General features: G+C 48.3%; 14 protein-coding genes. 12 read left to right on the forward strand and 2 right to left on the reverse strand.

The features are described 5' to 3' along the window. Positions 1–30 precede the first annotated feature (30 nt). From DWZ61_RS00980 to DWZ61_RS00990, 3 genes are read left to right on the forward strand one after another with little or no spacing between them, the layout of a single operon-like run. Positions 31–510 (forward strand): glycoside hydrolase family 3 C-terminal domain-containing protein, encoded by a 480-nt coding sequence (locus DWZ61_RS00980; RefSeq protein ID WP_022313634.1) that lies wholly within the window; start codon positions 31–33, stop codon positions 508–510. Continuing rightward, the gene (locus tag DWZ61_RS00985; protein WP_243026326.1) at positions 443–1,360 is read left to right on the forward strand and encodes an AraC family transcriptional regulator; all 918 of its coding nucleotides are present in this window, start codon (positions 443–445) and stop codon (positions 1,358–1,360) included. Before DWZ61_RS00980 ends, DWZ61_RS00985 begins: the two co-directional genes overlap by 68 nt. Positions 1,361–1,403: 43 nt before the next feature. Further along, the gene (locus tag DWZ61_RS00990) at positions 1,404–3,512 is read left to right on the forward strand and encodes a glycoside hydrolase family 3 C-terminal domain-containing protein (RefSeq protein WP_118537158.1); all 2,109 of its coding nucleotides are present in this window, start codon (positions 1,404–1,406) and stop codon (positions 3,510–3,512) included. A 122-nt stretch (positions 3,513–3,634) separates the two neighbouring features. Here the strand turns inward: DWZ61_RS00990 and DWZ61_RS00995 are convergent, their stop codons facing one another. Both DWZ61_RS00995 and trkA read right to left on the reverse strand, forming a co-directional pair. Beyond that, positions 3,635–5,080: a TrkH family potassium uptake protein gene (locus DWZ61_RS00995; RefSeq protein WP_118537159.1), complete on the reverse strand. Its 1,446-nt coding sequence runs from the start codon at positions 5,078–5,080 to the stop codon at positions 3,635–3,637. A 20-nt stretch (positions 5,081–5,100) separates the two neighbouring features. Then, complete coding sequence (trkA, locus tag DWZ61_RS01000; protein ID WP_117464847.1) at positions 5,101–6,459, reverse strand: Trk system potassium transporter TrkA; 1,359 nt, start codon at positions 6,457–6,459, stop codon at positions 5,101–5,103. 226 nt (positions 6,460–6,685) lie between these two features. Between trkA and spoIIIAA the strand changes: the two genes are divergently transcribed. From spoIIIAA to DWZ61_RS01045, 9 genes are all read left to right on the forward strand, one after another. Next, on the forward strand, positions 6,686–7,597 hold the full coding sequence (gene spoIIIAA / locus DWZ61_RS01005; RefSeq protein ID WP_242993324.1) for a stage III sporulation protein AA: 912 nt from the start codon (positions 6,686–6,688) through the stop codon (positions 7,595–7,597). Continuing rightward, on the forward strand, positions 7,573–8,088 hold the full coding sequence (locus tag DWZ61_RS01010; RefSeq protein ID WP_022313640.1) for a stage III sporulation protein AB: 516 nt from the start codon (positions 7,573–7,575) through the stop codon (positions 8,086–8,088). The genes spoIIIAA and DWZ61_RS01010 overlap by 25 nt, the downstream gene beginning before the upstream one ends. 46 nt (positions 8,089–8,134) lie before the next feature. After that, the gene (gene spoIIIAC, locus DWZ61_RS01015) at positions 8,135–8,329 is read left to right on the forward strand and encodes a stage III sporulation protein AC (protein WP_022313641.1); all 195 of its coding nucleotides are present in this window, start codon (positions 8,135–8,137) and stop codon (positions 8,327–8,329) included. A gap of 11 nt (positions 8,330–8,340) precedes the next feature. After that, on the forward strand, positions 8,341–8,727 hold the full coding sequence (locus DWZ61_RS01020; protein ID WP_022313642.1) for a SpoIIIAC/SpoIIIAD family protein: 387 nt from the start codon (positions 8,341–8,343) through the stop codon (positions 8,725–8,727). Between the two features lie 13 nt (positions 8,728–8,740). Continuing rightward, a complete protein-coding gene (locus tag DWZ61_RS01025) occupies positions 8,741–9,790 on the forward strand; it encodes a stage III sporulation protein AE (protein WP_182426959.1) in 1,050 nt (349 codons plus the stop codon). Between the two features lie 4 nt (positions 9,791–9,794). Beyond that, positions 9,795–10,262, forward strand: coding sequence for a stage III sporulation protein AF (locus tag DWZ61_RS01030; protein ID WP_022313644.1), 468 nt, complete (start codon positions 9,795–9,797; stop codon positions 10,260–10,262). A gap of 77 nt (positions 10,263–10,339) precedes the next feature. Next, a complete protein-coding gene (locus DWZ61_RS01035) occupies positions 10,340–11,023 on the forward strand; it encodes a stage III sporulation protein AG (RefSeq protein WP_117464852.1) in 684 nt (227 codons plus the stop codon). A gap of 90 nt (positions 11,024–11,113) precedes the next feature. Beyond that, complete coding sequence (locus tag DWZ61_RS01040) at positions 11,114–11,761, forward strand: SpoIIIAH-like family protein (RefSeq protein ID WP_117464988.1); 648 nt, start codon at positions 11,114–11,116, stop codon at positions 11,759–11,761. A gap of 241 nt (positions 11,762–12,002) precedes the next feature. Next, complete coding sequence (locus DWZ61_RS01045) at positions 12,003–13,169, forward strand: phosphopentomutase (protein ID WP_118537161.1); 1,167 nt, start codon at positions 12,003–12,005, stop codon at positions 13,167–13,169. Positions 13,170–13,226 lie beyond the last annotated feature (57 nt).

Genomic DNA, 13,226 nt, shown 5'->3' on the forward strand with positions numbered 1-13,226 from the left:
GATTAGCACGGACCGCAGCGGAGCTGAGAAGTGGGAGTGCGTACCACGGAGCAAGTAAAGCTGTCCGTGGAACATGCCGATGTGGCAGTAATGTGCCTTGGACTGGATGCAACCATAGAGGGAGAACAGGGCGATGCCAGGAATGAATATGCCAGCGGAGACAAACTGGGATTAAATCTGCCGGGACTTCAGGAAGAACTTCTGGAAACTGTTGCAGCGATGGGAAAACCGGTGGTGGTTCTGTTAATGGCAGGAAGCGCCATAGATCTGCCATGGGCGGAACACAACCCGAATGTGAAAGCCATCGTGGATTGTTGGTATCCGGGAGCCAGAGGTGGTAAGGTAATTGCCGAAATGCTGTTTGGAGAATTTTCCCCCTCCGGGAAACTGCCGGTGAGATTTTATCATGGAACAGAAAATCTTCCGGTGTGGAATATTAGGGATGACTATGAAAGAAGAGAAGATATACCGGCAGGAAGCAGTGGTGCCGGATCGGGGACTGCCCTTTAAGCTATTCCGTTTCGAAGGTGCAGACGGAAAATATATATGTGAGGCGCATCAACATAGCAGTGTTGAAATATTTGCCTTGCGGGAGGGAAAGGTAGATTTTTATCTCGGCGATAAAAAATATGTCCTTCCGGCAGGAAAGTTTATAATTGTGAACAGCAATGAAGTGCATTCCATTCATACATCGGGACGAAATGAGGCAATTGTTTTACAGATCCCAATGGAAAAACAGATAATGCGGTTTTCCGGTGAAAAAAAGGAAGAGGATGGAAAACTTTTTGCATTACTTGAGAAAATGTACAGACAGCAGATCAGAAAAGAGTACGGCTATGAACTGTTGATGCAGAGTATCTTTTATCAGCTGAAATATCTTCTGGTAACCGCTTATCGGATACCTGAGGAAAAGAAGGATTATTATCCGGGGAATACTCATTCAGGACATCTTGAAAGAATTACTGGATACCTTCGGGAACATTATGCAGAAGAAATTTCACTGGAAACCCTGGCAGCAACATTTGGATATTGCCCTACTTACTTGTCGAAAATGTTCCGTCAGTATGGCAGAATCAACTATAAAGATTATCTGCGGAGCATCCGGTTTGAACATGCATTGCGGGAACTGGAGGAAACGGATCTGACCATAGGCGAAATTGCATTAAAGAACGGTTTCCCCAACAGTCAGGCTTTTTCCAGACTGTTCCGGGAGAAATACGGTATTCTGCCAACAGAGTATCAGAGAAGACAAAAAGAAAATGACAGCGCAGCTTTTCTAATGATTCAGATCCAAGCAGAAAGTTCCTTACTCGGCAGATGTTCAGAACATCAGACTCTGAAACAAAAAGAAGATTATTAAGCCTATATAGCTAATAATCAGAAAAAAATTTATGGAGGAATTTATGAACAGACAAGAGGCAGTCAGACGAGCTACTGAATTGGTGGAGCAGATGAGCGTAGAGGAACTGGCTTCACAGCTGCGCTTTGACGCAGATGAAATTCCACATCTGGATATTCCGGAGTATAACTGGTGGAATGAGGGCCTGCATGGTGTTGCAAGAGCGGGTACAGCAACTGTTTTTCCACAGGCAATCGGGCTTGGAGCAACTTTTGATGAAGAACTGCTGGAGCGGGTAGGAGTTGCCGTTTCTACGGAGGCGAGAGCCAAATATAATGAAAATGAAAAACATGAAGACCGTGATATTTATAAAGGAATTACACTTTGGTCGCCCAATGTCAATCTCTTCCGGGATCCCCGCTGGGGGCGTGGACATGAGACTTATGGAGAAGACCCGACACTGATTGCAATACTGGGTGTTGCATTTATCAAAGGTCTGCAGGGAGAGGGAGAATACCTGCGCACGGCAGCGTGTGCCAAGCATTTTGCAGTACATTCCGGCCCGGAGGAAAAACGACACTATTTTGATGCAAAGGTTAGCATGAAAGAACTTTGGGAAACGTATCTTCCGCAGTTTGAGGCCTGTGTCAGGGAAGGAAAAGTCGAAGCGGTTATGGGCGCATACAACAGAACCAATGGTGAACCATGCTGTGCTCATAGTTATCTGATGGTGGAGGTTTTGAGAAAACAGTGGGGATTTCAGGGACATTATGTTTCAGACTGCTGGGCTATCCGTGATTTTCATGAACACCATAAGGTGACAGACAGACCGGAGGAAAGCGTCAGACTGGCTCTGGAGATGGGCTGCGATGTTAATTGCGGATGTACTTATCAGAAAATCCTGAATGCCTATGAAGAGGGGCTTATTTCCAAAGAACTACTGCAGAAATCAGCCATTCGTTTATTTACGACCAGATTCTTGCTGGGAATGTTTGATGAGACAGAATATGATCATATTCCGTATGAAGTTGTTGAATGTAGGGAACATATTGAGCTTTCCATAGAGGCAGCATGCAAGAGCGTCGTATTGTTAAAAAATGATGGTATTTTACCCTTAAATAAAAAGAAACTTAAAACAATTGGAGTCATTGGTCCCAATGCCAATTCCAGAGAAGCCCTGATCGGCAATTATCATGGGACGGCTTCAAGGTATGTTACTGTACTGGAAGGTATTCAGGACTATGTAGGCGATGATGTCAGGGTACTTTATTCAGAAGGCTGCCATTTGTTTTTAGATCAGGTAGAAAAACTGGCAAGAGAGGATGACCGTATCTCTGAGGCAATGACAGTTGCAGAACATTCGGATCTTGTTATTCTGTGTCTGGGACTGGACGAAAGTCTTGAAGGAGAAGAGGGCGATACAGGAAATGCATATGCATCCGGAGACAAGCAGGGGCTGATGCTTCCACCTTCACAGCAGAGGCTTTTGGAAACCGTGGCAGAAATGGGAGTTCCGTTTATTGTATGTATGATGGCTGGAAGTGCTATGGATTTGAACCTGGCAGATGACAGGGCGAATGCAGTTCTTCAGACATGGTATCCGGGAGCAAGAGGTGGAAAGGCAGTTGCAGATATACTCTTTGGAGAAATATCACCTTCGGGTAAATTGCCGGTTACCATTTACCGCAATTTACAGGGGATGCCGGATTTTGATGACTATTCCATGAAGAACAGGACATATCGCTTTGTGGAAAAAGCTCCGCTTTATCCATTCGGTTATGGGCTGAATTATGCTGATACACTAGTTATGAGGGCGGAATTGACGGAAGATGTGGTATATGCACAAACGGAAGAACAGAGTGTAGGTGTTGAAGTAACCGTTGCAAATCACGGAGATGTTTTTACAGAGGATGTATTGCAGGTCTATGTACAGGTTGAGGATATCAACGAAGTGCCCAATCCTAAACTTGTCGTGTTTAAGCGCGTACAGCTTGCACCGGGAGAAGAAAAGATGGTGACACTGGAAATTCCGATGAGGGCATTTACCGTTGTAGATGAAGAAGGTAAATTTGTACATACCGGTAGGGGAGCAGATATTTATGTTGGCTTTGGACAGCCGGATGAACGGACGAAGGAACTGACCGGCAAGAAGTGTCTGAAGATTCATATATAATGATTGTAATGATATGTAGCGTTCTCATTTCGGTCAACATTTGATTAGAGGTATGTATGAAAAAATGAGTCTGTGTGACGATTAAAAATGTCATCACAGACTCATTTTTGCGATTAAGGAATTTAATATTTCTTCCAACAGGACGGCAGCAGGATCACGAGCATGGGGAAGAGTTCCAGTCGTCCGGCCAGCATATCGAACATCAGCACGCATTTGGACAGAGGACTGAACAATGCGAAGTTCTGGGTGGGACCGACTAACTCCAGGCCGGGACCGATATTGTTCAGGGTGGCCAGTACTGCGGTAAAGTTTGTGCTCAGGTCATATTCGTCCAGACAGACGATCAGCAGGGAAACGAAGAGTACGATAAAATAAGCCGTCATATAGACATTGGTGGAACGAAGCGTCTCGTGGGACAGATTGTGTCCGTCCATCTTGATCTTTTTCACCATCCGGGGATGGATCATCATGGACAGCTCCTTGCGGATCGCCTTGAAGAGGATCAGCACACGGGATACCTTTATACCGCCACCGGTACTGCCAGCACAGGCTCCGATCATCATCAGAAGCAGAAGGATCGTCTTCGACAATTGCGGCCACATATTGAAATCCGTGGTGGCAAATCCGGTGGTGGTGATGATCGTTCCTACCTGGAAAAAGGAGTGCCGCAGTGTCTCTCCCAAAGTTGCATAGAGCGGGCGGATATTCCAGGCGATCGTCAGAGCACTGGCGAAAATGATCAAAAAATACCAACGAACTTCTTCGATGGAAAAAGCTTCCTTAAACTGCCTGCTTAACAGACAGAAATATACCGTATAATTGACACCGCTTAAGATCATAAGTATCGTTACTGCATTCTGTATCAGTGGAGAGTAACCGCCGATACTGCTGTTCTTGACACCGAAACCACCGGTGCCGACACTGCCGAAGGTCGTACACAGGGAATCAAACAACGGCATACCGCACAGGCATAGCATGATCACGCCCAGAACAGTGATCGCCATATAAAGTCCATAGAGGATTTTCGCAGTATCCCGTACTCTCGGTACCAGCTTGCTGACGGAAGGACCGGGGCTCTCCGCACGCATCAGGTTCATGGTGGAGCCACCCATCATCGGCAGGATCGCCATAATAAATACAAATACGCCCATACCGCCGATCCAGTGAGTGAAGCTGCGCCAGAACAGGCTGGCATAGCTGAGTGCTTCCACATCGGACAGGATACTGGAACCTGTGGTCGTAAAGCCGGAGATCGTCTCGAAGAGAGCATCAATATAAAAAGGAATCTCTCCGGTGAGAACGAAGGGAATAGCACCGAAAACAGACATGACAAACCATCCAAGGGCAACGGCAGTGAAGCCTTCCCTGACGTACAATTCCTTAAAACGTCCTGTGTGCCTGAAACTTAACAATTTTCCTAAAATGAAACAAACAGCTGCGGTCACCAGATAGATCAGTGCCACATGATATTCTCCGTAGATCATACCCACGATCCAGGGAAGCAGTAAGAATAAAGCTTCAAATTGTAAAATAAATCCGATAATAAAACTCAATATCGCAAAATTCATGATAATGTCCTTCTATAAAATTACCCTTCAATAATATCTTTAATATCATTCAGCCGTGCATGTGTCAGTACTACGACCACATAATCGCCTACATGAAGCTCGTCCTGACCACTGGGAATAATAGCCTGTCCTCCGCGGACGATGGAACAGACCAGGATATTTTTCCGGATGTGCAGACGGTTCAGAGGTATATTGGTAACGGCAGAATCCTCTTTGATGTAGAATTCCAGTGCCTCTGCATGACCGTCTTCCAGCTTATACAGATTCTCCACATTACTGTTGAGAGATTCATTCATGGATCGTGCATATTTAATGATCATATCTGCAGTTACCAGACGCGGATAGGAGATCGTATCCAGCTTGATATCACTTAAGACACCACTGAAGTTGATACGGTTGATCTTGGTGACTACCTTTGCGCGGGAAGTCCGTTTCGCATACAGTGACAGGAGGATATTTTCCTCATCCAGTCCGGTCAGTGCAGCAAAAGCATCCACGTTCTCCAGCCCCTCCTGTATCAGAAGACGTTCATCCGTACCGTCACCGCAGATAATGGAAGCCTTGGGCAGCAGTTCACTCAAATGCTCGCAGCGAGCGGGATCCTGATCGATGATCTTGGTATGGATGCCGACTTCTAAAAGTCTTCTTGCCAGATAATAAGCAATGGTTCCGCCACCGACGATCATGGCAGTACGTGCCCTGCCGGCGCCGATACCGATCTTTTTGAAGAAATCATTAGCCTTGGGAGGAGTGGACACAATAGCTACCACATCGCCTTCCCGGAAGACAAAATCACCCCGGGGAATCAGCACCTGATTATCTCTGGTGACCATACATACCAGTACATCGCATTTTAAGGTGGTACGGATGTGGATCAGTTCATAATTATTTAAGAGACAGTCATGGGTCACGCGGAAATGCAGAAGCTCGATCCTTCCCTTGGAAAAAGTATCGATCTTAACTGCAGAAGGAAACTGGAAGATCCGGGCAATCTCGGCGGCACTGGACAGCTCCGGGTTGATGATCATGGCAAGCCCCAGCTCTTCCCGCAGAAAAGCAATCTCATTATTGTAGATAGGGTTGCGGACACGGGCGATGGTCTTACAATGTCCCGCCTTTTTCGCAATGACACAGCACAGAAGATTCTGCTCATCGGATCCGGTCACGGCGATCAGCAGATCCGCATGGTCAATGCCGGCCTCAGACAGTGTCTGGAAGCTGACACCATTGCCCACGATGCCCATGGCATCCAGATCATCCGTGATGGAATTCACCTTTTCCTCATTGGTATCGATCACGGTGATATTGTGATTCTCACCGCCTAATTGCTCTACCAGGGTGTAGCCAACCTTGCCGCAGCCCACAATGATTATGTTCATAAAAACCTCCAAAACAAAAGTCATAAAAACAGTTATCGCTTATTATACCACACTATAGAAAAAAAGAGAAGATTGGAAGGAATATCCTGTCCACGGAGACATATATTGTAACTATTCAGAGCATTAAATATCAGCTAAGTCTTGATGAATGCCTGCATTCGCAAAGGAGAAGTTCCGAAGGAACGATTTTGCGCATGAGGTTCTGAATAGTTACGGGAGGAGAAACATGGACAGCCTGCTTCGTATTTTTCCGCAAAAGAGAAGAGCATTCTGGCAGAAGACAGCGGATAATGGGGAAAAAATCTGCGAGATCCGTCTACGTGTGGACAGGCCGGTGATCGTGGAAACATCGAGAGGAGATTATTTCTTAAATAACGGCGGGGAATGGCAGGAGCATCCTTACGGAGCGCATCTGGTGACGGAAGCGGAGATACGGGAGTTGATCGCCTGGCTGTGTCAGGATTCGGTGTATGCTTATGCCGATGAGATCAGACAGGGCTTTTTGACTGTGGAAGGCGGACACCGGATCGGATTGTGCGGACAGGCTGTGTTGGAAAATGAAACAGTGATCCGCACTCTGAAAAATATTGCGTTTATCAATATCCGGGTCGCCCATGAGATCCGGGGAGCAGCTGACGGTATCCTGCCAAAATTATATAAGAAAGGAAAATTTCAGAATACCCTGATTGTATCGCCTCCGGGATTCGGCAAAACCACTCTGCTCAGGGATCTGATCCGTCAGATTTCCGATGGTAATACGTATGGTGCGGGACTTCGGGTGGGAGTGGTGGACGAGCGCTCGGAGCTGGCGGGAAGCTATCTGGGAAGACCTCAGAATGATCTGGGGATGCGGACGGATGTGCTTGATGGCTGTCCCAAGGCTCAGGGGATGTTATTACTTTTGCGTTCCATGTCACCTCAAGTCATTGCAGTGGATGAACTGGGGGAGGAAACGGACAGGCTGGCCTTACAAAAAGCAGCGGCCTGCGGCTGCGGTCTGCTGGCCACTCTGCATGGAACGGATGAGACGGACGCAGCAAAGCGCCTGGGTGAATCCTGCCTGCGACAGATATTTGACCGCATAGTGATCTTAAAAGGAAGGGGACGGATGGAATGCAGATGCTCGGAGGATTTCTGATTCTGTTGGGATGCTTTGGAATGGGACTGTGGTATCGGCAGCAATTCTTAGGAAGATTATATACGATCCGGGAACTCATCCGCATTCTGGAACAGTGGATCAGTGAGATCCGGTACAACGGGTCAACACTTCCGGAATGCTGCCGACAGACCGGCAGACAACGGAAAGACAGGCTGGGAGAGATCTGCACCGAAGTATACCGTGAATATGCGGAGACGGAGGATGCTGGTTTTCTGGAACTGGCGGAGAAAAGCTTTCGCAGACAGCTGCGGATGCTTCCTCTGAAAAAAGAAGACATTGAAGAGTTTTTGCGTTTTGCGGAAAAAGAGGGCTATGCGGATGAAACGATGCAGATAAAAAGTATCGAATTGTCCAGACAGGGACTGGAACATACGGCGGATATGCAGCAGCGGGAAATTACACAGAAATGCAGGCTCTCCGTAGGACTGGGAGCCATGAGCGGTCTGCTGATACTGTTATTGTTAGTCTGATGCCGGTTCCGGAGACCACAGAGAGAAGAGAAAAGGACGGGGAAAGATGGGAATAGGACTGATCTTTAAAATAGCTGCGGTAGGAATCCTTGTAACGATACTCAGCCAGGTCTTAAAACACAGCGGCAGGGAGGAACATGCTTTTCTCGTCAGCCTTGCGGGACTGATCCTGGTTCTTAGCTGGATCGTTCCGTATATCTATGATCTGTTTGATACCGTACAGACTCTGTTTTCGTTTTAATAGGAGGAAATATGTCCGAGATCATTAAGATTGCATTGCTTGGAATCGCCGGAGTTCTTTTTGCCATACAATTTAGGCAACAGCGGCCGGAATATACGCTGCTGATCGGATTTGCCCTGAGTGTGCTGGTATTTTCCTATGTGCTGGGGCTGACGGGACAGCTGCTGGAGGAGTTTGCGGGATTACAGCAGTACCTCGGGGATGCAAAAGGGTATCTCGGTATTTTGATGAAAGTGGTGGGGATCACCTACCTGTGTGAATTCAGCGCCGGAATCTGCAAGGATGCCGGATTCGCAGCGGTATCGGATCAGATCGAGATTCTGGGAAAACTTTCGGTACTGTTTGCGGGACTGCCGATTCTGCTTACGGTGATCCGACAGATCTATGGTATTTTATAAGAGTGAGGGAGCAATGGATGCAATGTGGCAGGAATATGGCATGGAAGAACTGGAAAAAGGGATGCAGAAGCTGTTTCCGGCCTCCCGGATCTCCGTGGCGGAATTGATGGGACAGCTGCTGCAGGGAGATGTGCTGGGGGCAGCGGGAACCCTGTTGCAGGAAGTGATACAGGGAATGGGAGCATCTGCTGCGGGCAGGAAAAATATTCTGATCTGGCTGATCGTACTGGGGATCCTTTCTGCACTGCTGATTCATTTCGTGGAGGTTTTCGACAAACATCAGATTGCGGATTTAAGCTTTTACTTTATCTATCTGCTCATGGGAGTGATCCTGCTGCAATGTTTTTCCGGGATTCTGGGAACCGCAAGAGAGACGGTGGAAAATATCGTGTTGTTTGTAAGGCTGATGGTACCTACGTATCTTCTTGCGGTGGGAGTGGCCTCGGGGCCGGCTACAGTGGGAGCCGGGTATCAGCTGATGCTGCTTCTGATCTATGGTACGGAAAAAATACTGTTGGGTGTGGTACTACCACTGATTTACTGCTATGGCCTGTTGACCATGATCAACGGGATCTGGGTGGAGGAAAAGCTGACACTTTTGACGGAACTTCTGGAAAAGGCGGTGGGCTGGATTCTCAAGGCTTCTCTGGGAGTGGTCACGGGGATCAGCGTGTTCCAGTCATTGATCACACCGGTATTGGATTCCGTGAGGACCTCCGCCGTGGAAAAGGCACTTTCGGCACTGCCGGGGATCGGAAATGCGGCAGACGGGCTTCTGGAGCTGGCGGTGGGTTCAGCCGTTGTCATCCGCAACAGCATCGGCGTACTTTTGCTGTTACTGCTTCTGGCGGCGTGTGCGGCTCCGCTTCTGGAGATTTTGTTTACTGCGTTTTTGATCAAGTGTGCGGCAGCTTTTATGGGGATCGTCAGCGATAAAAGAGTGACCAACTGTACGGATCATATGGGAAATGCAGGGATGCTTCTGTTTCGTACTGCGGGCACAGCCATGCTGTTGTTTCTGATCACATTGGCACTATTAGCTATCGGAAGCAGGGGGAGGTAAGAGGATGCAATGGTTATACCGGGTGATCGGACAGGCCGGGATCTTCCTGATCTGTGCACAGACCGTAGTGCATTTCAGACCGAAGGAGTCCTACGATAAATATTTGAAACTGTTATTATCCGTTATGCTGTTGCTGCAGTTGTTACAGCCTGTTCTGACCATGTTCGGCGGCGGAGACGGCTGGAATGCAGAAGAACAGGTGACAGGATTTATGCAAGAATTGCAGACCGTGCTGACCCGGGCCTCCGAACAGGCAGAACAGTCGCAGGAAGAGATCGGGAATACGGCAGCTGCTGTGGCGCAGGAAGCCGGGGAAGGATATGACCCGGCAAATGTGTGGGAGCAAGATTCTGCACAGGGAGCTGTTACAGGAGAAAACAGTGGGGAAGTATCGGATCAGAAGGAAACAGATAGGGAAAATGCAGAAACGGAGGGGATCCATGTGGACATTGCACCAATCCGGCTGGAATGATGGAGAAGTCTGCCGGAGAGTTAAGGAAAATGACGGTAGAAAAACCGGAGCCAGGGAAGAAAAAGAGGTGAGAAGCAATGGGTGAATTCTGGGAAAAGATCACAGGCAGCATTGGTACAGGTAACGGTGCAGGCGGTTCCGGCCCTCCGAAATGGTTCCGTCGGGACAACCTGTTGATTCTGGTATTGTTGGGTGTCCTATTGTTTATCATCGCCCTGCCGGTGAAAAAGGAGGAGCCACAGGCAGCTTCCGTCGGCACAGAGACTGCAGAACAGTACAATGCCGGAATTTTCACTTCTCCTTCGCAGACAACCGGGGAACAGGAGACGGCGGTAGATACCGAAACCCGGGCGGTGGCAGCGGGAAGCGCGGAGGAATATACCGCCTATCTGGAGGGAAAACTGAAGAAAATGCTGGAATCCGTCCGGGGACTGGGAGAGGTGGAAGTCATGATCACATTGGAATCCTCGGAGGAAAGAATTGTGGAAAAAGACATGACCGCGGATCGTTCCCAGACAGAAGAACAGGACTCCGCCGGAGGAACCCGCACCGTGAGTTCTTCCAATACCGGATACCAGACCGTCTATCAGGACGGCAGTCAGGGCACACCGTTTGTAGCGAAGACGATCACACCCAAAGTGGAGGGGGTGCTGGTGGTGGCGGAAGGAGCCGGAAAAGGCAATATGACCAGTGAAATCACGCAGATCGCACAGGCACTTTTCGGTGTGGAAGCCCACAAAGTCAAGGTGTTGGAAAAATGAGTCACAGGAAACATATCCGCACAGACGGGTACATACAATAGAGTATAAAATCAAGAAGGCAGATACAGGCCTTTGGAAAAGGGGAACGCAGTGAAAAACTTAATTAAGAAGAATCAGCTTATGATTACCGCACTTGCCATCATGATAGCCATTGCAGGTTATCTGCAGTTTGCGGGGACCAACCTGGAAAAGGAGTATCTGGCGTCGGATAATACAGAAGATCTCAGTGCAGTGGATTCCACAGACATTGTCACAGATATGGAAAGCCTGGATTCGGATGTGGAGATCGTCATGGAAGATTATCTGGATGAAGATATGCAGGTGGCAGAGGCTACGCCGGACGAAGGGGAGATTCCCGGGGAAGCAGTGTTGACCGGAACGAACGGTGTGGAGGTACTGTCTGCTGCAAGACTTTCCAAGGAGCAGACCAGAGCCCGGAATAAAGAGACCTTATTGGAGATTATCAACAGTACTGAGCTCAGCGATGCCCAGAAACAGGAAGCGGTGGACAGCATGGTGCGCATGACTGATATCGCGGAAAAGGAAGCGGCGGCCGAGGTGCTTTTGCAGGCGAAAGGTTTCAGTGAAGCTGTGGTCAGCATCAACGGGGATGCCGTGGATGTGGTGGTCAATGCCGCAGAACTGACGGATGTGCAGCGGGCACAGATCGAAGATATCGTAAAAAGAAAGACGGATATTGCGGCGGAAAATATCGTCATCAGCACCATTGCACAGTGATATTTTTGTGTACATAGGGGAAAAATTATGTTATGATACCAAGGGTTACAATTAAAAAGCCTACGCAAGCTTGCTTGCAGGAGGCTTTTTGAATTCGTAACCCGTACCACATGAGCAAGCAGCCATTTTCGAAGAAAATGAGCGGATTACGAATGCGGTCCAGATTGTGAGAGTGCGAAGCACGGAACAATCTGGATGGTATCATAACTTAACCTGGAAAACTTGACAAAAGGAAGAAACAATGAAGAGAGTCTTTTTAATTGTATTGGACAGCTTCGGTATCGGACAGATGCCGGATGCCGCAGCTTACGGTGACATCAATGTAAATACACTGGGGAGCGTGTCAAAGAGCCCTTATTTTCATATGGAAAATATGAAAAACATGGGTTTGTTTAATATTGACGGCGTGGAAGTGGGAGAGAAAACAGACCATCCCACGGCAGCTTATACCCGCATGACGGAGCGTTCCCGTGGAAAGGACACGACCATCGGACACTGGGAGATCGCAGGTATCTATTCTCCCAAGCCGCTGCCTACCTATCCGGACGGCTTCCCCGAGGATGTGCTGGAAGAGTTCCGGATCCGCACCGGCAGAGATGTGCTGTGCAATAAGCCGTACTCCGGCACACAGGTCATTGCGGATTACGGGGACGAGCATGTGCGCACCGGCAAACTGATCGTATATACTTCCGCAGATAGTGTGTTTCAGATCGCTGCCCATGAGGATGTGGTTCCTGTGGAGCAGTTATATGATTATTGCCGTATCGCCAGACAGATCTTACAGGGAGAGCACGGCGTGGGCCGTGTCATTGCCAGACCTTTTATCGGTGAGAGCGGACATTATACCCGTACTCCCAGAAGACACGATTTTTCCCTGCTGCCTCCCGCAGTGACAATGCTGGATCAGCTGAAGGCCGCCGGTAAGGATGTCATTGCTGTGGGTAAGATCCAGGATATTTTCGTAGGCAGGGGCATTACCGAGCATGTATACACTTCCGGCAATGCGGAAGGCATTGAGCGGACACTGGAATATCTGGACAAGGATTTCGAAGGACTCTGCTTTATCAATCTGGTGGATTATGACATGCTCTACGGCCATAGAAGAGATGTGGACGGCTATGCGAAGGCACTGGCTTATTTTGATGAAAAGCTGCCGGAAATCCAGGCACACATGAAGCCGGAAGATATTCTGATGATCACGGCAGATCATGGCTGTGATCCCGCATATACGGCTACCACGGATCACACCAGAGAATATACTCCGTTTCTTATGTACGGTGCGCCTGTGACGCCGGGAAATCGCGGAACCAGACCGACTTTTTCCGATATCGGAGCTACGGTATTGGATTATTTCGGAATCCAACCGGAGTTTGAAGGAAGCTCTGTTTTAAAGGCAGATCCATCATAGATAGCAGATCCCGAAGAACTGTGAAAATAGATTTTTAGAGATATAAGAGATATATTT

This window comes from Clostridium sp. AF34-10BH, assembly GCF_003478095.1.
GTDB classification, from domain to species: domain Bacteria; phylum Bacillota; class Clostridia; order Lachnospirales; family Lachnospiraceae; genus Acetatifactor; species Acetatifactor acetigignens.

Coding starts and splice junctions, on each gene's coding strand:
- DWZ61_RS00985 (WP_243026326.1), top strand. CDS start 443: ATGACTATGAAAGAAGAGAAGATATACCGGCAGGAAGCAGTGGTGCCG.
- DWZ61_RS00990 (WP_118537158.1), top strand. CDS start 1,404: ATGAACAGACAAGAGGCAGTCAGACGAGCTACTGAATTGGTGGAGCAG.
- DWZ61_RS00995 (WP_118537159.1), bottom strand. CDS start 5,080: ATGAATTTTGCGATATTGAGTTTTATTATCGGATTTATTTTACAATTT.
- trkA (WP_117464847.1), bottom strand. CDS start 6,459: ATGAACATAATCATTGTGGGCTGCGGCAAGGTTGGCTACACCCTGGTA.
- spoIIIAA (WP_242993324.1), top strand. CDS start 6,686: ATGGACAGCCTGCTTCGTATTTTTCCGCAAAAGAGAAGAGCATTCTGG.
- DWZ61_RS01010 (WP_022313640.1), top strand. CDS start 7,573: ATGCAGATGCTCGGAGGATTTCTGATTCTGTTGGGATGCTTTGGAATG.
- spoIIIAC (WP_022313641.1), top strand. CDS start 8,135: ATGGGAATAGGACTGATCTTTAAAATAGCTGCGGTAGGAATCCTTGTA.
- DWZ61_RS01020 (WP_022313642.1), top strand. CDS start 8,341: ATGTCCGAGATCATTAAGATTGCATTGCTTGGAATCGCCGGAGTTCTT.
- DWZ61_RS01025 (WP_182426959.1), top strand. CDS start 8,741: ATGGATGCAATGTGGCAGGAATATGGCATGGAAGAACTGGAAAAAGGG.
- DWZ61_RS01030 (WP_022313644.1), top strand. CDS start 9,795: ATGCAATGGTTATACCGGGTGATCGGACAGGCCGGGATCTTCCTGATC.
- DWZ61_RS01035 (WP_117464852.1), top strand. CDS start 10,340: ATGGGTGAATTCTGGGAAAAGATCACAGGCAGCATTGGTACAGGTAAC.
- DWZ61_RS01045 (WP_118537161.1), top strand. CDS start 12,003: ATGAAGAGAGTCTTTTTAATTGTATTGGACAGCTTCGGTATCGGACAG.